The organism is Paenibacillus sp. GbtcB18 (genome assembly GCF_019091125.1).
Classification (GTDB): Bacteria; Bacillota; Bacilli; order Paenibacillales; family NBRC-103111; genus Paenibacillus_F; species Paenibacillus_F chitinolyticus.
The window spans coordinates 22,072-47,316 of the sequence record NZ_JAGXJX010000017.1; the positions used below are offsets into that span (position 1 = coordinate 22,072).

General features: G+C 45.8%; 24 protein-coding genes. 7 read left to right on the top strand and 17 right to left on the bottom strand.

Features of this window, described 5'->3' with window-relative positions; genetic code table 11:
• Positions 1-204: 204 nt before the first annotated feature.
• The gene (locus KVT34_RS32790) at positions 205-399 is read right to left on the bottom strand and encodes an aromatic-ring hydroxylase C-terminal domain-containing protein (RefSeq protein WP_369016297.1); all 195 of its coding nucleotides are present in this window, start codon (positions 397-399) and stop codon (positions 205-207) included.
• 27 nt (positions 400-426) lie between these two features.
• Positions 427-693 (bottom strand): hypothetical protein, encoded by a 267-nt coding sequence (locus tag KVT34_RS32065; RefSeq protein WP_254635210.1) that lies wholly within the window; start codon positions 691-693, stop codon positions 427-429.
• A 100-nt stretch (positions 694-793) separates the two neighbouring features.
• Between KVT34_RS32065 and KVT34_RS28155 the strand changes: the two genes are divergently transcribed.
• Entirely contained in the window at positions 794-1,126 is a 333-nt protein-coding gene (locus KVT34_RS28155; protein ID WP_254635211.1) for a TetR/AcrR family transcriptional regulator C-terminal domain-containing protein, read from the top strand.
• A gap of 254 nt (positions 1,127-1,380) precedes the next feature.
• Here KVT34_RS28155 and KVT34_RS28160 read toward each other — a convergent pair whose 3' ends face one another.
• The 4 genes from KVT34_RS28160 to KVT34_RS28175 all read right to left on the bottom strand — a co-directional run bounded on the left by KVT34_RS28160 (position 1,381) and on the right by KVT34_RS28175 (position 5,298).
• On the bottom strand, positions 1,381-2,685 hold the full coding sequence (locus KVT34_RS28160) for an alpha/beta hydrolase family protein (RefSeq protein WP_217563016.1): 1,305 nt from the start codon (positions 2,683-2,685) through the stop codon (positions 1,381-1,383).
• Between the two features lie 178 nt (positions 2,686-2,863).
• Entirely contained in the window at positions 2,864-3,292 is a 429-nt protein-coding gene (locus KVT34_RS28165; RefSeq protein ID WP_217563017.1) for a DUF3021 family protein, read from the bottom strand.
• A gap of 15 nt (positions 3,293-3,307) precedes the next feature.
• Complete coding sequence (locus KVT34_RS32655; protein ID WP_309244141.1) at positions 3,308-3,754, bottom strand: LytTR family DNA-binding domain-containing protein; 447 nt, start codon at positions 3,752-3,754, stop codon at positions 3,308-3,310.
• 764 nt (positions 3,755-4,518) lie between these two features.
• Positions 4,519-5,298, bottom strand: coding sequence for a nuclear transport factor 2 family protein (locus tag KVT34_RS28175; RefSeq protein ID WP_217563018.1), 780 nt, complete (start codon positions 5,296-5,298; stop codon positions 4,519-4,521).
• 194 nt (positions 5,299-5,492) lie between these two features.
• On the opposite strand from KVT34_RS28175, the gene KVT34_RS28180 reads away from it, so the two are divergent.
• A complete protein-coding gene (locus KVT34_RS28180) occupies positions 5,493-6,116 on the top strand; it encodes a TetR/AcrR family transcriptional regulator (protein ID WP_217563019.1) in 624 nt (207 codons plus the stop codon).
• Positions 6,117-6,231: 115 nt separating this feature from the next.
• On the opposite strand, the gene KVT34_RS28185 is transcribed toward KVT34_RS28180, so the two are convergent.
• From KVT34_RS28185 to KVT34_RS28205, 5 genes are all read right to left on the bottom strand, one after another.
• Positions 6,232-7,734, bottom strand: coding sequence for an alpha/beta hydrolase family protein (locus KVT34_RS28185; RefSeq protein ID WP_217563020.1), 1,503 nt, complete (start codon positions 7,732-7,734; stop codon positions 6,232-6,234).
• Positions 7,735-7,967: 233 nt separating this feature from the next.
• Positions 7,968-9,947: an elongation factor G gene (locus KVT34_RS28190; RefSeq protein WP_217563021.1), complete on the bottom strand. Its 1,980-nt coding sequence runs from the start codon at positions 9,945-9,947 to the stop codon at positions 7,968-7,970.
• 168 nt (positions 9,948-10,115) lie between these two features.
• Positions 10,116-10,883: a class I SAM-dependent methyltransferase gene (locus KVT34_RS28195; RefSeq protein ID WP_217563022.1), complete on the bottom strand. Its 768-nt coding sequence runs from the start codon at positions 10,881-10,883 to the stop codon at positions 10,116-10,118.
• A 172-nt stretch (positions 10,884-11,055) separates the two neighbouring features.
• Positions 11,056-11,544, bottom strand: a complete 489-nt coding sequence (locus KVT34_RS28200) for a YfbM family protein (protein WP_217563023.1) — start codon at positions 11,542-11,544, stop codon at positions 11,056-11,058.
• Between the two features lie 159 nt (positions 11,545-11,703).
• Complete coding sequence (locus KVT34_RS28205; RefSeq protein ID WP_483311459.1) at positions 11,704-13,047, bottom strand: D-serine ammonia-lyase; 1,344 nt, start codon at positions 13,045-13,047, stop codon at positions 11,704-11,706.
• 160 nt (positions 13,048-13,207) lie between these two features.
• Here KVT34_RS28205 and KVT34_RS28210 point away from each other — a divergent pair, with 160 nt between their 5' ends.
• Both KVT34_RS28210 and KVT34_RS28215 read left to right on the top strand, forming a co-directional pair.
• Complete coding sequence (locus tag KVT34_RS28210) at positions 13,208-13,753, top strand: cupin domain-containing protein (protein WP_217563025.1); 546 nt, start codon at positions 13,208-13,210, stop codon at positions 13,751-13,753.
• Between the two features lie 212 nt (positions 13,754-13,965).
• Positions 13,966-14,721, top strand: coding sequence for a YheC/YheD family protein (locus KVT34_RS28215; protein ID WP_217563026.1), 756 nt, complete (start codon positions 13,966-13,968; stop codon positions 14,719-14,721).
• Positions 14,722-15,031: 310 nt separating this feature from the next.
• On the opposite strand, the gene KVT34_RS28220 is transcribed toward KVT34_RS28215, so the two are convergent.
• From KVT34_RS28220 to sufC, 5 genes are all read right to left on the bottom strand, one after another.
• On the bottom strand, positions 15,032-15,523 hold the full coding sequence (locus tag KVT34_RS28220) for a MarR family transcriptional regulator (protein WP_217563027.1): 492 nt from the start codon (positions 15,521-15,523) through the stop codon (positions 15,032-15,034).
• Positions 15,524-15,624: 101 nt separating this feature from the next.
• Positions 15,625-17,112: an MDR family MFS transporter gene (locus KVT34_RS28225; RefSeq protein WP_217563028.1), complete on the bottom strand. Its 1,488-nt coding sequence runs from the start codon at positions 17,110-17,112 to the stop codon at positions 15,625-15,627.
• A 242-nt stretch (positions 17,113-17,354) separates the two neighbouring features.
• Positions 17,355-18,752, bottom strand: a complete 1,398-nt coding sequence (gene sufB / locus KVT34_RS28230; RefSeq protein ID WP_217563029.1) for a Fe-S cluster assembly protein SufB — start codon at positions 18,750-18,752, stop codon at positions 17,355-17,357.
• 15 nt (positions 18,753-18,767) lie between these two features.
• A complete protein-coding gene (gene sufD / locus KVT34_RS28235) occupies positions 18,768-20,084 on the bottom strand; it encodes a Fe-S cluster assembly protein SufD (RefSeq protein WP_217563030.1) in 1,317 nt (438 codons plus the stop codon).
• Positions 20,085-20,101: 17 nt separating this feature from the next.
• The gene (sufC, locus tag KVT34_RS28240) at positions 20,102-20,929 is read right to left on the bottom strand and encodes a Fe-S cluster assembly ATPase SufC (RefSeq protein WP_217563031.1); all 828 of its coding nucleotides are present in this window, start codon (positions 20,927-20,929) and stop codon (positions 20,102-20,104) included.
• A gap of 426 nt (positions 20,930-21,355) precedes the next feature.
• Here sufC and KVT34_RS28245 point away from each other — a divergent pair, with 426 nt between their 5' ends.
• A complete protein-coding gene (locus KVT34_RS28245) occupies positions 21,356-21,739 on the top strand; it encodes a winged helix-turn-helix transcriptional regulator (protein WP_217563032.1) in 384 nt (127 codons plus the stop codon).
• 90 nt (positions 21,740-21,829) lie between these two features.
• Here KVT34_RS28245 and KVT34_RS28250 read toward each other — a convergent pair whose 3' ends face one another.
• On the bottom strand, positions 21,830-23,254 hold the full coding sequence (locus KVT34_RS28250) for a hypothetical protein (RefSeq protein WP_217563033.1): 1,425 nt from the start codon (positions 23,252-23,254) through the stop codon (positions 21,830-21,832).
• A gap of 266 nt (positions 23,255-23,520) precedes the next feature.
• Here KVT34_RS28250 and KVT34_RS28255 point away from each other — a divergent pair, with 266 nt between their 5' ends.
• Together KVT34_RS28255 and KVT34_RS28260 are read left to right on the top strand one after the other, a co-directional pair.
• Positions 23,521-24,372, top strand: a complete 852-nt coding sequence (locus KVT34_RS28255; RefSeq protein ID WP_254635212.1) for a CPBP family intramembrane glutamic endopeptidase — start codon at positions 23,521-23,523, stop codon at positions 24,370-24,372.
• 18 nt (positions 24,373-24,390) lie between these two features.
• On the top strand, positions 24,391-24,999 hold the full coding sequence (locus tag KVT34_RS28260; protein WP_217563034.1) for a TetR/AcrR family transcriptional regulator: 609 nt from the start codon (positions 24,391-24,393) through the stop codon (positions 24,997-24,999).
• Positions 25,000-25,245 lie beyond the last annotated feature (246 nt).

The window sequence follows — 25,245 nt, forward strand, 5'->3', positions numbered from 1 at the left end:
GGTGGCATCTGGCGAAGCATATTCTTCCATCAACTCCTTCTTTCCCAGTTGGAATCCATGTATTCACAACGCATCTTTTTACGGAAATGATACATGTTCTTTGTCTTATTCTGCTTTCTGTCCTCCGGTTTTGACACAAACATATATCGTTAAAAAACAAAAAGCCGCAAAGATGCGGCTTTTTGACGCTTACGTTAAGCTCTTTTATTTGCCGAGAAGTTGGGCAAAAACCTCTTCTAATGTTAAGGTCGGTTGCTCGCTATGATCTTCGCAACGCCAACACACAAAACCGTCCGGGCGAACGAGAACAACGCTTTTTTCCTTAGCTTGATAAGCATTCTGCCAGCCAGAATCTTTGTCAATGAAATCTCCATTCTGTCCTACGGAATAAGTATTGATTTTGACATCAAACTGTCTGGATACGTATTACGCCGCATTCTCCCACCCCTCGGCTTTTTCCCCTACAAACAAAACAAATCCTAATCCTAACAAGTCAAGCGTGGAACATTTCCTACCTGGATATTCGCCCCAAATATGAGGGGCCCGTTTACCGAGGCGCCCCTTTAGTTCAAAATGATCGAGCGATGAAGGAGCGGCATCCTGTTTAAGGATGGCTTTGGATTCGTAATGATAGCCAACCGATACAATCAGATCGTCAAACGGAGACGTTCTCTTTTCCGTCTGTTTTTTCATGGCTGAAAACACACCCGTGTCAGCGATTCGTCCGGCCTCTGAAACCGTCATTTGGGCGACGGGACGACGTTCAGTCTCATAAGTTTTCAACAGTTCAGGGTTGATAGCCGGCGCGCATCCTTTTCCCAATGGAACTTTAGCGAAGTTTTTGGAAGATTCTTTTGTCTCTCTTCGCAGTGCAGGAATGGATATACGAACAGCCAGAATTGTTATGCTTACCGTTATTCGTTATACATTTGGCTGTGTGATTGAAGAACAGGCTGACGAGCACAACTGGGAAACACTGCCCGAGCGTACAATAAACAGCGGCGAATTAACAAACATTATGGAAGCTATTCATGTCGGCGGTACGGATGACGAAAATTTCATGACAGGGCTTAAATTAATTGTCGCAGGTGGAAATGAAGCGATGGCATCCGACAAATTTTTTTGAAATACCGTTATCGCTCATTCCCGGCTGCTCCCACTGCCTAAACAAAAAAACCGCCTGTCGAATCGACAGATGGCGGTTTTTTTTGTTCAAAATCAAGCCTCGCAAGGCTTCCCAAAGCTTGAATAAAAGCGGCATGCGAATGCCCCTTCTCCTCTGTTTTGGTTTCGACCATTTACTTATCCAGAGAACGATGGTTAGACGTTCTCATAGGTAACTAACTTCTCCCATTGCGATAAGCTGTGGCACATTGTGGCTCAATACGTCGCTTTTGGAGCAAACTGACCTTGATTCTTTAGAGTATAGTCAAAAAAACGAAGGATAAGTTCATTTTGAGTTTCAATCGCATAATATTTATCGATATCTGCTTTTCTGCCTCCTTGCAACAGATTTGCCAATATAGGCGAGAATAAAGGCAGGTCGGTTAAACTTAGATGTTTTGCGCCTTTAAAATGAACGGTGTATGCACCTTTAAAATTTTTATTCGAAATTCTATTCGCGATATACGAAGAACTGCTGTCGAGCTGTATCCACACATCATCCGAATAGACGTTAAGAAGCGGGATGGTGTAAGCTTCGGATTTTGCTTTTAATTCGTTTGTAACTTTATCATACACAAGCTCGCTAAAGAACGGAGCATCTATATTTACTACGGCGTCAATGTCATCGCGTTCTCTGCTCAGTGCTACGCTTGCCGTCCCCCCCATAGAGTGACCGAACACGCCTATTTTCTGTGTATCGATGCGTTCATATACAAAATCTTTTTTTTGCTCGGCTTGTTCCAGAATCGTATCCATGACAAAATCCATATCATCCGTTCGCAATTTCATCCATTTTTGAGTAAGCTCGAAAAACTCACCAAGCGAATAAACCCCTTTATTTGCATTGTTGAATTCTTGCATGTACTCGGGATTAATCGTCACGATCTTTCCATCCTCGGAAACGGTGTAAAAAGAATGATAGGGATGGTCAATCGAAACGACGACATAACCGTGGCTCGCAAGTTCTGTAAAGGTAGAAGTGTTGCTTGTTTTAATACCGAATGCTCCATGGGAGAACACAAGCAAAGGATAGGTTCCGTCTGCCTGTTCAGGATACCAAAATTCCACGTTAACAAACCGATTGTCTTCCTGATCCGTAAATTCTTCGATACGATTCTTGTCCATATAGCTGTAAGTGGCGGTCGCCACTGCATACGGACCTGTCACTTGTGGCAGCCTATGCTGTGGAAATAGTAAAACAGGAACAAGCGTAACGACTACGGTCAGTGCTAACAAGAGGAATTTCCATATCGTAGAAAAAATTTTGTAACGCGGAGTGTGTGTTTGTTTGCGCAGGAGAGCAATAATTTCCTTGAACGCTAATATAAAGAGCAAGCCTGCAAAAAGCCCCCAAGTGTGCTCCCATACGACAACTTTCCCCAAAATCAGCATCAAGAATCCTATAAACATTGCGATTCTCGTCCAACGCTTTATCTTGCTGCGGCTTTGCTTGGTTATAATAGAATAAACGGCAATTATCAGCTCAAAGCTCAACGTAACAACAAGGATTAAAATCTCCATAAGACTTTTCTGCTCCTCCTCCAATTTTTTATGAGTTCATCATAATAAATGGCCGAGCAGGTGTATACGTATATACGATAAGCTGTAGCTGAGAGCCAATAAGTTGTAAAAAACAACGCAATCAAGTGTACTTACGCTGCGAATAGGACTTTATTTAGGAGCAGTTTGTGTATATCTTCTAAACCTCGTTTTTAAATGTTTTTAGTCTTTCATTGATCTTTTGAGCTTCCTTTTTGTCATTCTTATACGTCAGTAGGCGAACGATAGCGTATACTGCGGCAATTTCCAAAGCCAATAATAGTGTACCGAAAGTGTTGTATACGAGATTCAATATGAAAGCCAGAGAAATTAATAAGGCTTCCAGAAAAAGGAAATGTAAAATCACTCGGATGCGCATTTTATTCTCGCTAATCGCATGCGGCGTATATAAAATGATTCCGGTCAAAGCACCCAGTAGAGAGAAAGCCATAATTGTAAATATCGTCTTTAATTCGAAACTTGCATCAGGAGCATAGATTTGCCGCAAAATAGCGATAATTATAATGATGGAGGCAAATATAAGTAAGAAATTTCTAATCATTTCTTTTATGAGCTTAGAATACTTCATATAGTTCCCCCCTTTTTATAATCCAAGCATATGCTTAAGTATTGGCACATACTGCCGTGATATGACTACCTTTTCCCCGTTATCCAATAATGCTTGAAAACGGCCGCTGATCGACGGGTGAATACTGGAAATCTTAGCTATATTTAGAATGGTCGATTTGGAGGCGCGAAAACAATGTTTCTCTTTGCAAAGTTCCTCCAGTTCATAAAGCTTTTGTTTAACCTCATGGACGGTGTTCTTACCATACGCAAAAACTTTTCCGTCAACAGCTTCAAAATAATAAATATCACTAAGTTTGATGCGGCTGATCTTATCCTCATGATAACCAAGTACAATGAGCGTTTCGGTTTTTATTTTATTAACGAGCTCATGTATTTCGTCGTCTACTTGGTGACACCTGATGCGGATCTCCTCTTCTTCTGTATGGTCTATTACTTCGATGGAAATTTTGATAGAAATCACCCTCGGAAATTCGAATTAAAACTTGTTAACTTTTATAATACGTGAATCATACAATGAAAACGCGAAAGCTTCTATTTTGAATTACCAAATTACTTCATTATCTTTTCTAATCCTGTTACTTTTTTCGACTTCAAGACCTATACTCCTTCTAAGAGAATCATTTTATCAAAAATACAACTAATAACTTCGGACTAAAAAAGTGAGCTATCCAAGGACGTTCTTATCAAAATTTCCTATGAATGAATTTACTACTCTCGCAACGAAAAGCGAAATAAGTTCTCGTCACTGACTTTGACAAGAACTTATTTCGTTAAAATAAAAAAAGCCGCTGTTACGCGACTTTTAAGTTTAGCATTGTCCGACCGTCTGGGGATACAGAGGCGATCGAAACGCCGGATGTCTATGCATCGCGCGGGATACGCTGCCGGGACCGGGATATAATGTCGCCCTTCTCTACGCTTTATTCGCGGAGCGGCTCGCTGGAAGCGAGGTGGAGCTTCCTAACTTCGCCAAAGCGGTGCGGATGCACAGGCTAATAGACGCCATCCGCACGGCATCAGCGACCGGCGTTCGCCAAGCGGCAGATTGAGGCGCTGAACATAAGAAAGCGTTAAAATTAAACTTTGTAATACGTTACATTTACAGTTATGTCAAGACCAACTCTTTCAATTTCTACGCTTAACTCACATCGTTCTCTCTGCATCTTGAGAAAGATCCTCAATTACGGGAAGCACTGTCTTTCTTACGATTCAGCTGCCCCAAACTTAAAATCTGCTGTTCGAATTCTTTCGTTTTTCTGCCGGCAGTATGGCCTCGACGACGTCCCAATGTTCGGCGATCTTTCCATTCTCCACACGGAACATGTCGTAGAAAGCAGTAGGTTGATTATCGAAGAGACCTTCACTCACTGTAAGCACAAAATCACCTTGCCCAATCACCTGATGGATATGAGTATATTCAAATTCAATGTTTTTCTTCTTCAGCGCCTGCAATGCAGCATGGAGACCGGTAAGGCCATCTGCTATATGTGGACTATGCTGAATGTAGTTATCCCCATCAAAATAAGCGGCAAGCAGGCCAGGGTTCTTCCCAAGCAAGATGTTCTCAACATAGCTTTTGACAAATTCTTTGTTGGCATCCGTCTTGTCGATATCCTTTATCGTGACCGGTCCGTCAATCATCGTATGATTGCTGGGTGTCTTTTCCACCATCTCTTGCATATTGTCCCAATGTTCAACGATCAGTCCATTCTCAAAACGGAAAATATCCATGATGATTTTGGAACCAAAAAACTCATATACGGAATGAAGGGCCACATAATCTCCGTCGACCAAAGCACGCTTAACACTTACCTTCGTACCAATTTCCTTTAAATGGCCAAGTGCACCAAGCATGGCCGCACGACCATCGGATAAGCCTTGGTTGTGCTGAATATATTTTTGGGGATGAACGTAAGCCGTAATTGCTTCGGGATTGCCGCTCTCAAAACTTTCCAGAACAGCGATTGCCTTATGGACAAGCTCATTTTGGTTTTTTGTTGTCATTTGTATATCCTCCTAAAAGTTTATAGTCATTAGATAAATAATGAACGTCGTGTTGTTTATTTATCTATCGCTCATTATAATGGAGGGTAATATCACGCTCAATATTCAATATTTTTGGTTTTGAAGGATAACAGACATCTCAACAAATTTTGTCGCTTAACTGCTCTAAAATAAATTGAAGGGAACAGAAAATAATGAACAAGAAAACCGACCTAAGAATACTTCGCACGAAACACTCGATTCGAAAGGCGTTTTATGAGCTTATTCAGGAAAAAGGATATGAAGCGATAACGATTCAGGATATTGCCGATCAGGCTATGATCAATCGCAACACTTTCTATCTTCACTACCAAAACAAGCCTGATTTATTAGATACATGTATGAATGAATTGTTAAGCGAATTAAAGGATGCAGTCGTTCTTTGTCCGATCAGCATGAATCCTTTCAGTATTTCTCTACTCGAGACAGTGATGCAAACTGCACTGGAACATATTTCTCTTAATATGACTTTTTACCATTCCATGTTAATTGAAGAGAATCGAATCCATCAGTTTCAAGTGAAAATGGAGAATATCATTAAAGATAAATTAAACGAGGGGTGGAATCCTGATCTGGTAAATGCTCCTTTAGCGGTATCCAAAGAATTGCTGCTCGAATACCTCGGATCGGCTTTCATGGGGATTGTAATTTGGTGGATTAAATACGAAAAACCCCTTCCTGCAGATGAAGTTTCATCTCAGTTTAGCAGAATAGTTGCCTACGGGCATTTAAGAGCTGCCGGCATCGCCGTCGAGGACGAATACTCACCAGAGAGATAATCCTGAACCGCTTCGTTCTTCTTAGACAAAGGAAAACTCCCCTTCAAGCAGCGGTTTATTATTAAACCGGTCTACTGAAGGGGAGCCTATCAAAATCGGCAGCCTGTTCCGCAATTTATAATAGCTTAGTTACGAATTTCACCTCCGGAAAGCGGCTATCCGGTCCTTTCATTAAGATTCCGCCTTGATTTTTCAGATACATATCGAAGAAATCCAGCATATAGGCATTGATAACGGAGTTCGCTCTTTCGGGCCCATTCTTTCCTGTAACGCCCAGCATTTTGAAAATCGGAGAAATGTACTGTACGTCGGTAAAATTCAAATGTTCCGTATTGTCGACATAGAGGAATTGCCCCCCAGAAGCAACCGTTTCGCGCATCCGTTCAAGCTCTACCTTTTTGTCTTCCGTTACTTGATCCATCCACTCTCTTGTATTGCCCATACGTTTAAGCTCTTCCTCCGTGTAGGTGTGGTTATCCATCACCTTCTTTAATCTTTCGAATTCGCTTTCCGAGTTCATGAACAAAAACGGCTTTCGCAGACCCTCTCTGTCACGCAGCCGATAAAGCCCTCCATCCAAGTCTATTCCAGCCGCGATTCGCGGATCGTAAGAAGCGTCATAGGCCGTCGCTCCGCCGATGGAATGACCGAACACCCCGACATGACCGAGATCAATCCTCCCTTTTAGATGGCTTGGAATCTGCCCCGCTTGGATGAGCTCGAATTGGTCCAGCGCAAACGCCACATCGTCGGTTAAAATTTTTCCCAACTTATCGCGATTTCCGCTTTCCGTCCGGTAATCATGGTCGGGCGAGAATAAGTCGTTGGTTGTGCTGGTCGTGATTCGACCGTCCGGAAACTCGGTTGCAAATGTATTGTAGGTGTGGTCGATCACTGCCACGATATACCCGTGGCTCGCGAGATTTTCGGCTTGCGACGTGTGAAGGAACCTGGAAGAGCCGAAGCCGGGATTCGCAAGGATCAGCGGGTAGGAAGTCTGTGCCGAAGAGAGTTCGGCCCCCGAATAAGCATGACTGGATACGTACTTCAGGTGTTGAAGTGTAAACCCGGGAAGGCCATAGTTCGCGGCCATATAACGTAAAATCCGGGTATCGGGAATAAAGGGAGCGTACTTGCCGGCGCCGGCTTGAGCCGGATACCATACCTGAACCATCAATTCTCTCTTACCCTCTCTGGTTTTGTCGAAAATCTCTTCCCTCTTTGGATCCACGAAATGAAAAGTTTGCGTCCCTACCTTAAATTCGCCTGTCGGTTCAGGAAGTTTAAATACAGGAAAAGCATACATGAGACCTGCTGTTACGATCAGCATGATCGCTATAGCGGTATAAGCTGAACCCAACATGAATCGTGGGATTTTTTTGTGGCCGTTTTTTTTGAAATAGTTATAACCTGAAATGGCTAAAAAAATGATCGTTATGCAATATGCGAAAAATAGCTGAACTCTGCATCCTTCCACCATCCAATGAATGACCAGTAAAAGTGAGGCGATCCCGCTTGCAACGAATACTGAAACTCTACGCCGTCCTTTTTTTAATAGAGCTGTTAAGGCAAACAAGCCGATGTTTGACAAAAAAAGCAGCAGTTCAAACAGCTTCATCTCGATGCTCCTTTTAAAAAAATCTATTTGTTCCAATCTTATCCTGCCGGGCTGGCCTTAGTGATCGATTTGCCTTACATCTACCTTACAATTTTGTAATCCGATCTTGCGGTATCACCCGTTCGAAACTTACACCTTAGAACTATCGCCCATGCCGGGCGCACGACAAACAACCCGAGTGGAGCATTTAGCTGCACTCGGGTTGCAAATTCTGTACGTGAACGCACACGGCCTCAATAAGCGCGCAGAACATGAAGCAAATATTCGTTCCGATTCAACGGATTGTAATCGGTTCGCTCCCTTGTCGGCAAGTCGCCGTTCATCCGGATGAATCCGGCCGGCTCGACCAGCATGACCCCTTCACCATGGGTAAATGTATGCAAGCTTCTCTTAAAGCCTTCAGTGGCGGCTACGGGAATGGTGCCTGTTAGATAAAACGTGTCGTTATGCATAGCCGTTTCGTGTACAACCGCTCGTACGGCGGATAGTTTGAATACCGCTTTGCTCAATATCGCGGCGGGCACCGTTAACTCGAACGCATGAATAGGCTCATATACATCGGTACCCGCTTGCGCCAGCGCCTCCATCAATACTAGGGGTACCAGCTTTCTAAAATCGCCCGCTGCCGATACCGGGCTGAAATAACCGGTTTGGGTCAAGGAGACGACAATATCGGTGACTTCCCAGCCGTACAAGCCTTGTTTCAACGTGGCACAAACCGTCTCCTCAATGGCTTTATGGAAGGCAAGCGGCAGCGAGCCCAACTCGACTTCCAGGCGGTAGTCGATCCCGCTTCCGGGCAAGCCGGGCTCGACTTTTAGTCCGACAGTCGCAAAAAAAGGATTATGGCCCTCCATGATAATCTCCAACGCCTGCCCCGTGCCTGCCGGTTTTTCCAGGCAGATGGTCCTTGTCTCCGAGAACCGGACATCTAATTCATAATCCTCCCGCAAGGCCGTCTCAATTACTTCTTTTTGCACTTCGCCGAAAATACGGATATACAGGTCTTGATGAGAATCATCTTTCACCACTTGGATTAACGGGTCTTCCTCCGACATGCCAATAAGCGCCTGGTACAGCAGATGCGCTTTGTTTGGTTCTACCGGTTCGATTCGCGTCTCCATTTGCGGAACGGCGAAGCTGAAGTGCTTGATCAAATCGGACCGCTCGCCGACGACATCCCCGATCTGCACGTTCTCCAGTCCCCATACTTTGCCCAAATCTCCGGAGGTTACTTTGGCAGCGGGAACTGACTTTCCGTTTATTAGGGCATGCAGTTTTTTGATTTTGCAGATGCGCGTTTCATATTCATCCTGCTTGTTTTTTCGCTGCAGCTTCACTTGTTCCCTAATGTTCATGCTGCCGGAGAACAGTCTGACATAAGCTGCCTTTTCGCCGGACGGCTCCTTCTCGAGCTTGAAGACGACACCCGACAACGGCTCTTTCTCCGCCTGCTCGTTCACCGGAAACCATTCGGTCACACCGGCGAGCAAATGGGGTACGCCCTCTCCCGTCACGGCGGAACCGAAATAAACCGGATATACATTCGCTTGCTTTACTTGCTTACCGAATTTTTCTTTCACTTGCTCTTCGGATATACCTTCGCCGTTAACGTAAGACTCCAACAATTGTTCGTCATACTCTGCCACGAGTTCGATGCATTGTTCCAGAAAAGCCGGATCCGTATTCCAGTCAAAACGGTGTTCGGCAACAGACGCCATCTTCGTTCCTGCATGTTCAACTCGGCAAAGGGGAATAGCGTTCGGCGTCAGTTTGTCGCGGATCCGCACGATCGTGGAATCGAATTGTGCGCCGGTGAGATCTATTTTGTTCACGAATAGAATCGTGGGAAGTCCCATTTTATTCAAGACGGAAAACAGTATTTTGGTTTGCGCTTGTACACCTTCCACCGCCGAAACAACCAGTATGACGCCGTCTAATACGCTCAGAGATCGCTGCACTTCCGCGATAAAATCCGCATGGCCCGGCGTGTCGATTAAATTGATCTTCAAACCATGGGCGACAAAAGAAACGACGGACGCCTTGATCGTGATGCCTCTTTTTCGTTCCAATTCCATTGCATCTGTCTGGGTATTTCCTTGGTCGACCTTTCCCAGCTCGTTGATGACATGCGTATCGAACAAAATACGCTCAGTCAAACTCGTCTTCCCGGCGTCTACGTGCGCGAGAATCCCTATATTCATAGTATGCATTCGTGAAAATCCTCTTTTCTTTGTTCATGTCATAATGTTCCTTTCGAATGTGATTGAGTTGCCGCATGTTAATCACTCCTATTTAAGATTTGTGCCCTTTTGTGTTGGGCTTCGGCTTCATTTTACAAAAAAAGGATCCATAGAAGAGAATTCGATCCCATCAAGATCTTATAAATTTGGTTTTACGGCCCGTGTTGCAATAAAGCTATTTGTATAACGATCTAATAGTTTTTCTCCTCCGAAGGTATCTTCATAAAACCCGGCAATGAGAAAGCCGGCATCGATTTGGCCTTGCAATTGCTGCTCCAACGTGTGGCCGAATTCAAGCGGTATTCCATTCTTGGCAATCTCTTCTTCTGTTGAATAATCAAGTTCCCTATAAGGGATGGAATGTTTCACTTGAAGGACCCCTTCTTCCTGAAGGTCCCAATCAAATAAATAAAATACGGGATTCATAAATCCGCTGATTAGGCTGCCTCCGGGCTTCAGCACACGAAACGCTTCTTGCCAGACCGGCTGAATTTCAGGCACATACAAATTGGATACCGGGTGTACAATTAAGTCAAAGCTGTTCGCGGCAAACATACTCAAATCTGTCATCGAGCCGAGAACGGTCCGGATCGATAATTCATCGCGTCTCGCAACCAGTGCGTCCTGCTCCAACTGCGATTCCGAAAAATCCAATACGGTTACATCGGCACCAGCTGCCGCGAGTATCGGTCCTTGCTGTCCGCCGCCAGAAGCAAGGCACAGCACTTTTTTTCCAGGAAGCTCAGGAAACCATGCTTTTGGTACAGGTTTTACTGAGGTTACCACTATGCTCCAATTACCTGCTTTCGCCTGTTGAATGTCTTCGCTGGATACAGGAACGGTCCAACGGTTTTGCTGCTTTACTTTCTCTTCCCAAATGTTTTTATTGTGCTCCATACTTTTCATATGCTTATGCACTCCCCTAACTACGATTAAAATGAAGCCTCCATTAGTTTCAAGACCTCGAACTTTATTTAAGCTCGGGGTCGTTTCTTATGTCCGCCATATGAAGTTAGGCGAGGAATCCCCTGAGCCTATGTAATGATTTTTTTGCCGCATGCATGATCAATTATTGGAACTAGAAAATATAGAAGATGAGACCTTTGCCCTCGGCTGCAGTTTGGCTGTAGAAACGCCGGATTTCGTTGAAATGCTGAAGCATGTAGGCAAAGAACGCGTCCTCATCCTCGTCTGAAACAGTGCCTGCCTCAAGAGGATACACCTCTTCCTTGACCATGGCCGGGAAGTCATACCGCAAGCGGAGCTGCGCTTCATCCAGCTCAGACATAGCCTGAACCGCTTCTGCAACTTGCTGGGCGCGTAAGGAAAACGCCCCGAATGAGCCGAAATCGATGCCTTTGTCTGACGTCAAAGGAACAACATAGCCAAGAGGGGGCTCTCCATCGGAAATATCTCCACAAAGCAAGTAGTGGATCCCCTCCCAGGATCTATCAATGTCCAGTCCGGGATACTTGTCTATTTTCAAACTCTTCAATGCAAGGTCGCCTGCCGCGATTTGCTGCACCAGATTGTCATCCAAAGCAAAGTAATATCCACGCATTCCCATGTCGTCAGCCTTCTTTCCATTTTTAGTAGTAACTATACGGTCCTATTAAAATGTAACATCTGGGAATTGTGTATTTCAAGGAACATTATATAACCAAAGTTTGCGGTCAGGCTTCTTGCACTGAATGTATATGTACTAAACAAAAAAAGAACCCCGCAATTAGGGGTTCTTTTTTGTTCGTGTTAAATTCAATCCTTTTTGATAATAGTGCCTCCTCATATCTTCAGGAACCATATTACCGCCAGTCCCCCAAATAATGTGAGCGCCCTTACTCATTTTTTCCGTTAAATTATGCTTGCGTAAATAATCGGTTCCTTCTTGACTTAATTTAATGGGTCCTATCATACCTGCCAGTGCTGAAGGCTCTAAATGAATTCCCTCCATATCCACTAGTTCCTTTAATAACGTATACAAGTGTTCATCGCTAACCGTATAATTACCACTCAGAAACGGTTCTATGGTTTTACCCACAAATCCGGATGGTCTTCCAACAGCAAGTCCGTCAGCATCCGTTACATTATCAAGCCCAATATCTTGTACGGAAATTTTATCGTGAAGTCCGGTCATTAAACCAAGTAACATACATGGAGAATGGGTAGGTTCTGCAAAGAAACAGTGAACATGATCTTGATACAATAGCTTCAAACCGAAAGCTATACCGCCAGGACCGCCACCTACTCCACATGGAAGGTAAACAAACAAAGGATGATCCTCATCAATTGTGATGTCTAACTCTTCTAATTGTTTTTTTAATCGAGATGCGGCTACTGCGTATCCTAAAAACAGATCATGAGAATTTTCATCATCTACAAAATAACAGGAAGGGTCCCTATCTGCTTGGAGCCGGCCTTCCTCTACTGCTTTACTATAATCCGATTCATACTCAATTACATTCACATTTTTGTTTCGGAGCAAGTCTTTTTTCCATTGTTTTGCATCAGCCGACATATGAACGGTCACATTAAAGCCTAACTTCGCACTCATTATGCCTATACTAAGTCCTAAATTTCCAGTCGAGCCTACTGCGATTGAGTATTGGGAGAAGAATGTTCGAAACCGATTACTATCTAAAATGGAATAGTCATCTTGAATCGTCAGTAATTGATGTTGAAGAGCTAATTCTTCCGCATGTTTGAGAACTTCATAAATCCCGCCTCTTGCTTTTATAGACCCCGATATAGGAAGGTGACTATCACACTTAAGCAATAATTCACCTAATATAGGCTGCTGATAATTTTGCTCTAAGGCTTGTTTCATGGATGGAATTCTCTTTAAAGGCGATTCTATTATTCCATTCATCGGTTTTGTTTCCGGGAAAACCTTGGCAATATACGGAGCAAAACGTTTCAACCTTTCCTCCGCATCCCTAACATCCTCTTGGGTAAGGGGGGATTTTGTGATACCGGTTTCAAACTTTTCAAGTTTAGGATTTAACCACAATAGTTCCTTCGTGGAGATGAGTTGGTTTAGAAAAGGCAGCTCGCTGAATTCAAACTTTTTCACTTGATCCATCCTCCTTATTGACTTGATTATCGTCATCAAAACCAAGTAAAATGTAATTTATTAATGTTAAGTACAGTTTAACACGAATGACTTTGAATGTTAAGTTATATTTAATATTGTTTAATTAGATTTAATGACTGATGATCAAGGGGGCATTGGAATGGAGAATATAGATATCGGTAAAAAAGTTGAAAAATATAGAAAAGCTAAAGACTTTAGCATTAGAGAACTAGCAAAGTTAGCTGAAATAACGCCTTCCATGTTGAGCCAAATCGAACGCGGCTTAGCAAACCCTTCTATTCAGACCCTTAAGGTTTTAGCGAAAACTTTAGAAGTTCCTACCTTTAGTTTTTTCATGGAAGAAACAAACACGGATGATTTGGTGGTTAGATCCAATAACCGAAAGAAAATGGTCATGGATAACATCTCTTATGAGCTGGTTTCGCCTGATTGTACCGGAAACCTGGCAACAGCAATTATGAATTTGCCACCTAACACCGCTTCATCCGAGAAACAGATGGAACATAAAGGAGAAGAAGTTGCTTTTGTATTGGAGGGAAAAATTAAAGTGTTTTTAGACGATGAAGAATACGTATTGGAACCTGGCGATAGTGTAAAAATACCGGCACAAATGAAGCACAAATGGGAAAACAATTTTAACGAACATGCTGCCATACTTTTTTCGGTGACTCCGCCAGCTTTTTAATTTGGCTGACACGAATACGCGGTGCTCATAGATCCTCTCATTGGTATTTATCTTTAAGCGCGTAGAAATACATTTGGAAGGAGATGAGGCACCATCTTATTGTTTTAGACGAAAATGGTCGCAGGCTCATATCGTAGTTCAAGGCCATCATGGAGACTCGCTCTACTTTTCGGCATATGCTATACAAAAAACAAGAGGTGAGTCCCTTACCAATGAACTATAAAAGCAGCACCATGCAGAGTAAGTGGAAGAAAACTCAATGGTTGCTTAAAGATTCCTATTTTCGAAAATACGTACCGCACACATTACTGTTTAACAAAAAAAATCTGTCCGCTATGCTGGACAACTATAGCAGCGTCTTCTTTAAGCCGACCCATGGATCAGGCGGAACAAACATTATCCGTATCCGCAAAACAGACAGGGGCTACCTGAGCCAGATGAATGGTACCAAAACGTCGTACTCAACTACAAATCAATTGTATCGTGATCTGAATCGCTTTGCAGGGGGCAGATCTTATCTCTTGCAAAAAGGAATTCGCTTAGCCAAAAGCAATGGCAAGCCGTTCGATATCCGGGTTATGGTCCAGAAAACCAGACAGGGAAATTGGGTCAGCACCGCCCTACTCACCAAAATCGGCAACCCCGGCAAAGTAACCACCAATTATAGTCAAGGCGGCACCGTCAGAACATTCAGCGAGACGATGAACGGTACCGATTTCAGCTCCACCTTCACCCCACAGCTGGAGTCGAAACTCAAAAAACTTGGCGTTGCCGTTGGCAAAAACTTTGACCGCCATCACAAAGGATTCCAGGAGCTCGGCTTGGATGTGGCTCTCGATTCAAAAGGGAAACCTTGGATTCTGGAAGTGAACACGCGGCCGCAAATATACCCGCTTAAAGCATTAAAAAATAAGTACTTATATGATAAGATTTTGTCTTACGGGAAGCATTATGGCCGCTTTAAATAACCATGCCCGCTCAACGCCACTTCGCCTCCGGCCCTGTAGGAGACATGTCCCCGCCGAACTTGCTCGAGGGCACAAGCGGCATAGTTCGTTTGCACCGCAAATCCCTCGATCTGAGTTACCTTCTCCGGATGTCTAAAGGGTCCGTCTACTTTACGCAGACGGACCCTCTATTCTTAATCTTGCCGCTATTGTGTTCATGTTATTTATACGCGGAACCCCCGTTGATAGCGTATAAATTCTTGTCATCCGCATTCTTTTTCGAAATAGCCTGTCACGTAGATCACTCTCCACGGCTCCCGCAGCCGTTCACCTACTCCGTCACTTTTTTAGCCCAATGCGAGGATACGTTCTGCAGAAATTTCAGAATAACGTGTAACTCCGCTTCCGCAAACGGTTCGAGTAATTGCATAAACCTCTCTTCCTCCAGTTTGTGAAGCCGTTCATGAAGTTCAAAAATCTGTCTGCCCTTCGCCGTCAGACTGAAGTAGATTTCCTTCTTATTGTCGTTCAGTTGACTTCGCTTTATTAATCCTTCCTCCAGCAGCCTCGTGCTAATTTTCGTAATGTTAGCCTTGGACAAGTTCATCTTCTCGGCAAGCGCCGTATTGTTGATTTGCTTGTTGTTGCCGATGCAGTCAATCACGTGCACGCTTGTCAAATGACGCGGAATCGACGGCAATTGCAGCTCCTTTGCATAGTGAAAGATATTGCCTTGCTCTGATTCGATCATTTGCTCGCTCAGATGCACATAATTAAGGACCTGATCATAAACCATCCGTTTGATTATCTCCAGTGAATTCATCCTCTTGCACCTCATTAACGCGGATTATTGTTAACCTAGAAACAAATATATCATATTCCGGCGCCGGAGGAGTATCGTATTCTACTGAAGATAAGAGATGGTTAACGCACGGGATCGCTCAAAGCGCCGTCCATTGCCCGCTCCTTCTTCCGTTTAGAGGGAATTGCAAAAACAAACGGCAGAGCCAGAACGACAATAAGCGTGGTTAAAAGGTTCAAATCGTTGATGCCCATCGTTGTGGACAGGTGGGCTAACTGCGGTCCGGCGTCCTCATTCGTCAGCCTAGCGGCGTGATCTGCCGTGCGTGAAGATAGCAGCGTGGTGAACAGTGCCACACCGAATGATACGAATACATTGCGCAACCAGTTCTGAATGGAGGAGGCATGGCCGATGTACTCGCGGGAAATCTCCTCCATCCCGGCAGTCGTCGCCGGCATTAGCACTAGAGCCAGACCTATACTGCGGATCGTCATCCACAAGAGCGTATAAGCAGATGAGCTGTCGATTTGAAGCCAAGCCAGCGGCAGATTTCCTGCGATCATCAACAGTACGCCAACAAACAATAGCGGCTTGGGGCCAACCACTTTGTACAGCCTACCGACTATCAAGGACATAATGGCCATGGCTAGCGTAGACGGTAATAAAATGATCCCCGTATCAAGCGGCGAATGCCCTTGAACATTTTGCAGGAAGACGGGAACGAGGAGCATGCCCGAAAAAAAGTTGATCATCACGATACACAGTAATAGGAGCGTCGACGTGAAGCGTCGGTTTAGAAACACTTTGAGCTGCAGGAGCGGAGACTCGATGGACAGCTCGCGCCAAAGAAAGAGCGCCAGTGCCAATAGCCCGCTTCCCAGACAAATGAGCGTACTGACCGATCCCCATCCCCAACCGGCCCCTTGCGACAACGTGATCAGCAGCAGTGAGCTTGCGGCGATGACCGTCAATAGCCCCCACAAATCGAATCCCTTCGGTACTTTCAGACGATAATACGGAATGAAGAAAAAGGCAAAAACGATGGCAAGCAGCCCGAGTGGCACATTGGTCCAGAAGAGCCATTTCCAGGATCCGTGCTGGATAAGCCACCCTGCAAAACTCGGTCCGATAGCCGGCGCCACGATCGAAGCGGCAATCCAGATGCTCATGGCGGCAGACTGTTGGTGTCGCGGTATGGTCTGGAATATCATGGTCATCGACGCGGGCACTATAATACCGCAGAATGCACCCTGAATAATGCGGAATGCGATCAGCATCGGCGCGTTCCAAGACAAGGCGCACAGCACGGAGGCGACCGTCATGCCGAGCAAGGCGAACATATACAATCGCTTGTAACTGAAGCGTTCACCGAAATAGCCGGCAGTAGGCGCGAAAGTGCCAAGCGCCAACATAAAGCCTGTCAATGCCCACTGCACGACGCTCAGGTCGGAAGCAAACTCTTTTTGCAAAACCGGTAAGGCAATATTAATCGTATTGCTGTTCAACAGCGAGAGGAAATTTCCCATGAAAATCGCAATAATTATGGGTACGAGCTTCACGGGCTTCTGTGTTTGCTGCTCTTCCGTGTTGGTTAAATTCGTGTTTTCCATAGCAGGTGTTACCGTCCGTTCAATGATATTATTTACTTGTTAACAAAATAACTATTCAGACGCCTCGGCCGCAATTTCATTCCAAGCTTTGTTTAGAAGCACTACAACGGTAACGCCATGGGTGGTCCGCGGTGGTTGCCAAGATCGCCACTGCCGCATCGCACAACTTATTTGTTTGGCCCGGTAACCTGCTTGATCTTACTCTCTATACGCTTTTCTCGACCGCTGCGTCCTTGCAGCCGTTATCCGATGCTGCCTTCCATCTCCAGCTTGATGAGTCTGTTCATTTCAACCGCATATTCCATGGGCAGTTCTTTCGTGAACGGCTCGATGAAGCCCATCACGATCATCTGGGTCGCTTCGTCTTCAGACAAGCCGCGGCTCATCAAGTAGAAGAGCTGATCCTCGGATACCTTGGAGACGGTCGCCTCGTGTTCCAGCGTGACATTATCGTTCATGATCTCATTATAGGGGATCGTATCTGACGTGGACTCGTTATCGAGAATGAGTGTATCGCATTTGATGTTTGACTTAGCCCCGGAAGCATTGCGTCCAAAAGAAGCCAGGCCGCGGTACGTGACCTTACCACCGTGCTTGCTGATCGACTTCGATATGATGGTCGATGTCGTATCCGGAGCCAGGTGAATCATTTTGGCCCCGGCATCTTGATGCTGCCCTTTGCCGGCGACCGCAATCGAGAGCACACTGCCCTTGGCTCCGCGTCCTTTTAACAATACGGAAGGGTATTTCATCGTCAGCTTGGAGCCGATATTGCCGTCCACCCATTCCATAGTCGCGTTTTCTTCGGCAACCGCCCGCTTTGTCACCATGTTGTAAATATTGGGCGCCCAATTTTGAATGGTTGTATACCGCGCGCGGGAATTTCTCTTACAGATGATTTCCACAACGGCACTATGCAGCGAGTTCGTGCTGTAAATCGGAGCCGTGCAGCCTTCTACATAATGTACAAAGCTGTCTTCATCCGTAATAATAAGCGTCCTTTCGAATTGTCCCATGTTCTCCGAATTGATGCGGAAGTAAGCTTGCAAAGGGACCTCGCATTTTATCCCTTTGGGCACATAGACAAAGCTTCCTCCTGACCAAACCGCGCTGTTAAGTGCGGCAAATTTGTTATCGCTTGGCGGAATAATGGTGCCAAAATATTGGCGCAGCAGCTCGGGATGTTCGCGCAGCGCCGTATCCGTGTCTGTGAATATGACCCCTTGCTCCTCCAGCTCCTTTTGAATGCTGTGATAGACGACTTCGGATTCATACTGGGCCGACACGCCGGCAAGAAACTTCTGTTCCGCTTCCGGTATACCGAGCTTGTCAAAGGTTTGCTTAATTTCAATCGGCACTTCCTCCCAGGTTTTCCCCTGCTTCTCGGAAGGCTTGACATAATATTGGATATCATTAAAATCCAGCTCTCGCAGATCGCCGCCCCAAGCAGGCATCGGCATACTCTGGAACAATTCCAGCGACTTCAGTCGGAAGTCGAGCATCCAGCCGGGTTCCCCCTTCATCTCCGATATGGTGGCAACAATCTCACGAGTCAGTCCTTTGCCGGATTGAAACACCGCTTGATGCGCATCTTTGAAGCCATACTGATAGTCTCCCAGCTCCACCAATTCCTTGGCCATATATGGTCATCCTCCTTATTCAGATAGGCTTGCTTGATCGGATTTCCTAATTTGCCCCAGCTTTTGTTCCACGAGCGCTTGCATCTGAGCGGCTATACCTTCCAGCGGTACTTCGTCCACAACGGGAGCGAGGAAACCATACACGATAAGCCGCTCGGCCTCTACGCGGCTAATTCCTCTGGACATCATGTAATACAGCTGTTCCGGATTGACTTGACCGACGCTGGCGGCGTGTCCGGCTTTCACATCGTCTTCATCAATCAACAGGATCGGATTGGCATCGCCGCGTGCATGAGGATGCAGCATCATTACTTTTTCGGTCTGCTGTCCGTTCGCCCCGCTTGCTCCCTTCTCAATTTTGGTGATTCCGTTCAATATGGCGGTTGACTGCTCTCTCATCACCGCTCGGATTACCATATCGCTTGGCGAATTCTTACCGATATGGATCGTCCGGGCTGTAATATTCATGGTCTGACGTCCGGATCCCACCAAGATGGACTTTAGATCCGAACCGGCCCCTTCGCCTTTAAGGATGGATGCCGTATCGCTCATCGACTTGCCCCAATTCATTTCGCCAATCAACCAGTTCATTCTTCCGTCTTGCTCAACGATTGCGCGCCGGTAAGTCAGGTCGATCGAGTCGCTTTCCAGTTGGTGCAAGGACACGACATTGACTGCTGCCCCTTCGCCCACGAATATTTCCATAACGGCTTGATTCACCGTCTCGCACTTATCTGACGAGGACATTGTATGTTCCACCAGCGTTACGGAGCTGCGCTCCTCGGCTACCACTAAAACATGCGGCATAAAGAGCGTATCGGATTCGTCTACATAAAAAAGCGTCTGAAGCGGGGTCTCTATATGAACCCCCGCCGGAACGTAAATAAAGGCTCCGCCGCTCCAGTGCGCGGCATGCTGCGCGGTAAGCAGGTTCTCTTCAGCCTGTACCGCTTGCATGAAATAAGGCTTTACAAGTTCCGGATACTGCCGAGCTGCTGTTTCCAAATCGGTCAGAATAACTCCCTGCTTCTGCAGTCCTTCTGTCAGGTGCTTGATTAATGGGCCCGAATTCCGCTGCACCAGCACATCGTCAGAGTACACCCATTTCTTGAGAGATTGCGGCAATTCGTCGAGCGACATCATCGGCTCCGGCTTACGGCAAATGCCTTGCTGCCGTAAAGGCCAGCGCTGCAGATTCGTCTTTTCCAGCTTGGGCAGTTGCAAGATGCTAACGGCATTCATGGCTCTCTCCCTCAATATGGACAGCCATTCCGGTTCCGCTTCATATTGAAGCTGCCCGGATATCCGGTTCTCTGCACGGTTCATAGTCATGTTTCGTCTCTCCCCTTTCAGATACGCGGTGACTTGGTTTGCATCGGAATTTGAAACGACTCTTCTTCGTCCGGCGCCGCAGCTTCCTCTGCAATCCCCAGCTCTTCTTTGATCCATTCATATCCTTCCGCTTCCAACCGCTCCGCTAATTCCGGCCCTCCAGACTTTACGATGGTTCCCTGCATCATGACATGTACGAAGTCCGGCTTGATATAATTAAGCAGTCGCTGATAGTGCGTAATAATTAAAAACCCGCGGTCTGCACTGCGCAAAGCATTGACCCCTTCAGCAACGATACGCAGCGCATCAATATCGAGACCGGAGTCGATTTCATCCAGAATGACCACAGACGGCTCAAGCATCATCATTTGCAAAATTTCATTTCGCTTTTTCTCCCCTCCGGAAAAGCCCTCGTTCAAGTAACGATGCATAAATTCCGGGTTCATCTCCAGCGTCTGCATGCTTGCTTCCATCATGCGTACAAATTTGATGAGCGAAATTTCCTGGCCTTCTTCACGCTTTGCATGGATCGCACTGCGCATGAAATCGGAATTCGTCACCCCGGTGATCTCACTCGGATATTGCATAGCCAGAAACAATCCGGCCCGTGCCCTTTCATCCACTTCCATCTCCAGCAGATCTTCTCCGTTCAGTGTAACCGTCCCCTCCGTCACTTCGTACTTGGGATGCCCCATCAAAGCGGAGGCGAGTGTACTCTTTCCTGTTCCGTTCGGTCCCATCACGACATGAATCTCTCCGCCGTTTACCGTAAGGCTCAGACCTTTCAAGATTTCTTTCCCTTCTACTGCCGCTTTCAATTGTTCAATGCGCAGGCTCACTGTCATTTCATCGCCACTCCTTTTCATATGCGTTGTTAACCCGTACTCTTATAAAAACTACCGATCAGATCCCTATCAGTTTCATCGAATAGGTTCCCTTGCTTCCTCCAATCATCATTATTTTGTTCACTAGTAAACATAATAAATGATAATGATTCTCAATGTCAACAACTGTTTGAGAAAGGACCCTGTATCGCCCGGTTATGAAAAGCAAAAGTCTCGAGATTTACTAGACGTCATATGCATGTAGTAATCCCTTCCGCACCCGCTTTTGGAGCAAGTTTAGAGCAGATATACGAATTGTTCCCGGCAGTCGTTGACATGGGAGCCTAGTTAATCTTAATATATGGATTAATCCATCTTTGATTGTGTTCGGCTTAATTTGAAACCCATGGTTTTTGCTTCATTCTTCTGTAAAGGATGTGTCGGCAGATGATTACCTTTAGAGACAAAACATATCGCTGTACCTCGGAAATTATACTAGGCTTAGTCAGCGGGAAATGGAAAATATCTATATTAAACCATTTAGCAAAAGGCCCGGTAAGGTTTAATCAGCTACAGCGGCTCCTTCCTGACGCGACCCAACGTATGCTTACGATGCAGCTAAGAATGCTGGAAAGCGACGGACTCATTATTCGCAAGGTTTACCCGGTTTCGCCCCCGAAAGTGGAATATGGCTTGTCCGAGTTGGGCGAACAATTGGCTCCCATGCTCACGATGTTATGCGATTTTGGCACCACCTATATCGAGAGTTATCCTGATGAAGTATCCTACACCGACCCACAGCATGCCTTAGGAGACACTTCAAAAAATTAAAGAGGTACCTAGGGTGGGTACCTCTTAACCTCATATTCCTTCCTCCTGCTCTTATCCGGACGGACCGTGTATCTAGTTTGGTTTAAAGACTTACAGCACTAAAAATTGCGTTCCGAACCCCTTGCCGGATACATAAGCCGCCTCCAGCTCCTCCTTATCCCCTTTGTCCAATAAAACCACATTTTCGGGATACAGTTTACCCAGCAACGCCCATACCACGAGTTCATTCCCGCCGGTTGGAATGAAATGAATGCCATCGGTATTCGTCACCAATCCGGAATGCGCGAGAATGTCTGCCGCAAGGTGCAAGCTGAGGGAGTCTCGCTTCGCAGCTGCAGCACCGGCATTGTCGTTTCCATACGGACGATATAAGAACCGGTGTCCTCTAAAAAGCTGACCGAGATCTACCGTAAACTCGCGGCCTTCCATTTCCAAACCGAAACGCAGGATGGATCGACCGGTTTCGGCATTTGGCAGCAACCGGGCGATGGATGGTTCATCGTAATGCTCCCCCGAAACAAGAAGCGTTTCTTTGTCTCCTGGTTTACCTGCTCCCGCCTCGTTACGGGGCGCGGCATAATAATCTTCGTACTCATAATCGAAGGAAACCGCAGCCCCATCTTGTGCTTCATGTGCCGCTATAGTTTGTACCGGATGCCACTTCAACAAATACCGCGCAGCAGTCCTTGCCGACTCTCCCAAACCCGCCGGCAGGACGGTTCCCAAACGATATTGGAAGCCGTAACCGGTGTTAATCAGACCGGAGCTGACGACACTTTGCGCATATTGAACAATCGATTTGTGAGTCAACTTCTTCCCGAGCAATTGCGTCAAAAAAATCTCCCGGACCGGCTCCAGAAAACGGAGTCCTTTGAACCCCGTATGTTCCTCGACTTCAAACGGAACTTCTTCCCAATTGGCGAACGGAAGCAAGGCATCCCGCAGCAGAACGAATTGGTGCAGGTATTCATTATAAATCTGCATGATCCTTGGGCCGCCAAAGGGTCCCCATACCTGAGCAACGGCTTCCGGGGTCAGGAGATGACCGTAGCAGTGGCTTCGAAATTCCAACTTTCCAAGCGTTTCCGTCCCATACTTGTCGAGCCCCTTTTTCTCGGAATTCATTTCACGGGCCCAGCTCACCAATTGCTCGCCGATGCGCTGCGCCTGAGCCGTAATCTCGGCGCCGGCTTTATCCTGAAGAGCCAATGGCCCCAGCGGCAAAGATGACAAGCGTCCGGAAATCGACAAATTGGCTTGAAGACTGTCCAAGAGCACAGCCGGATCGCCGTTCACCGGTTCGCCAAGCTGAACCAGTATCGCCTCGAGCATCTTATCGAGCTCCCTAACGACCTCTTTTGCCCGATATATACCGGCAGGCAAATTCCAATCCAAGGCATCGTTCACGCCCTGTCTGATGGAGTCGCTTGGATACTTGCCAATAAGAGACTCAATATCGATAGCCTTCCCCCATACAATTCGTTTATCTTTCAAAGTAAGTTGATATTCCTGCATATCTTCGCACCTCACCTTTGATTTTTTATAACGACCGTATCGCTCAGCGAAATCTGGATCGATCGTTCTTTATATTAAGTTATCAGCTTCCCCTACGCCTGAATAGTACGCACTTTTTTGTAGGATCCGATCATTTTTGTAAGGTAGGATACTTTTTGATACTGGTTTATGGGTGTTGTCATTGTGTTGACAGATCTGTATTGGATACGTATATTGTAGTTACCGACTAAATAGTCGGTATATGCGATAAGAACGGGGTGCATGTCATGGAAAAAAATTATGGGCTCGAACCGCCGATACCATTCAGCTTCAAATCTTTCGCGGGGTTTATCGTCATTTTTATTATTTGGCAAGGAGGCGCTTTATTAGGGGTACATCTAATTCATGCTTTGATTCCCGCTGCTCGCTCAGGATTACCTAGTTTGATCACGCTCTATTTGTCCTTTGTTTTCCTGATTCTCGGAGTCTACATCGTTACGAGATATTTTTACGGCATTCGGTTTAGAGCATTTTTGTTTGAAGGTAAAAGGCCCCATTACCGAAAATTTGCGACTTATTTTTCACTGTACCTATCGGCACTTATCCTGTATTTACTTGTCGATATCGCCGTGCATCCTCAAGCCTTTACGCTTCAGTTCAATCCGCTTCCGTGGTTAGGGGTACTCCTTGTTACTGCACCTTTGATTTTGATTCAAAGTGCTGCAGAAGAGATTTTGTTCAGAGGGTATATGTACCGGATGTTCCGAGCATTAAGAGGCGGTGTATTCTGGTCGATCTTCCTCACTTCCCTGATATTTGCCCTGGTCCACGGACTGAACCCCGAAATGCTAAACTACGGAATTTTTGGTCCGCTGTATTACCTGCAAGGAGCATTCTTTTTGGGAATCGTTGCTTATCAGACCAATGGGCTGGCCGCTCCCATCGGGATTCATTTTGCCACGAACATTTTCAATACATCTGTTTGGGGATATGGATCATCGGCTTTGAATAACATGGGGCTGCAAAGTATGGTTTACCGCCACACGTTGGATATGAGGTTTGCATTCTTTGGGATTTTTGCTATCGTTATCTCGTACAGCGCTTTTCAATTTTTCAAACAGAAGAGGAACCGTTTGTAAGGTTCCCTGGAGGAGCTTATGAGCAGAAGGCGATTGCCGGCAGAAGAAGCAAAAACGATTATTTTAAACCAGGCCAAGTTGTTATTTATAGAAAAAGGTTACGATCGGGCCACAATGGACGACTTATGTGTCTTGACACAGATGAGTAAAGGCAATTTGTATCATCATTTTAAAAACAAAGAAGTGCTCTTTCTCCAACTGCTTACCCAGCATTCGGAACAAATGTCACAAAAGTGGCTTCATCTGGCCGAGCAATCCAAATCTCCCAGCCGGCAGTTGCTTGAAATGGCTGATTTATTCGGAAGAGATTGTGAAAGTCCGTTACTCCGCGCGCTCGAAGAGTATGCCAGAACCCTTTCCAGTGAATCCGAAGCATTGGCCACATTGAGAGAGATCACAGATGCAGCCTATCGTGCAATCAAACAGGTGCTGCAAAAAGGGATCGACGAGGGTGTTTTTATTCATGAAGATATCGAAACGTTGAGTTTCGGTGTAATGTCCACCATGGCTGGGGCAACGCAGCTCTGCCTAACGATGCCCAAATTAAGCGGGGAAGAATATGCGGCGCTGCATGTCAAGGCGATCCAACTGCTTTTGAAAGGAATATCGGTTGAGGAACCGAGCTGATATGTCAGCAGACAAGACAAAGAACGGCAGCCGGTTATGGCCAGCCGCCGTTTTTTGAGTTATAGTTTCCCGTTCGTTTGACCGGCTCCGACATAGTTTAAACTTCTATTTCAATATCCTCGCCTTGCCACTAGCAGAATTAGCCTATTTGCCCCTCTAGTACAGTGGCTGCAAACAGGCTATTTGATTCCGCTTATATCATGATATGTTTTTGTTCAATCCCAGCTACTGCAGCGCCAACTCGAA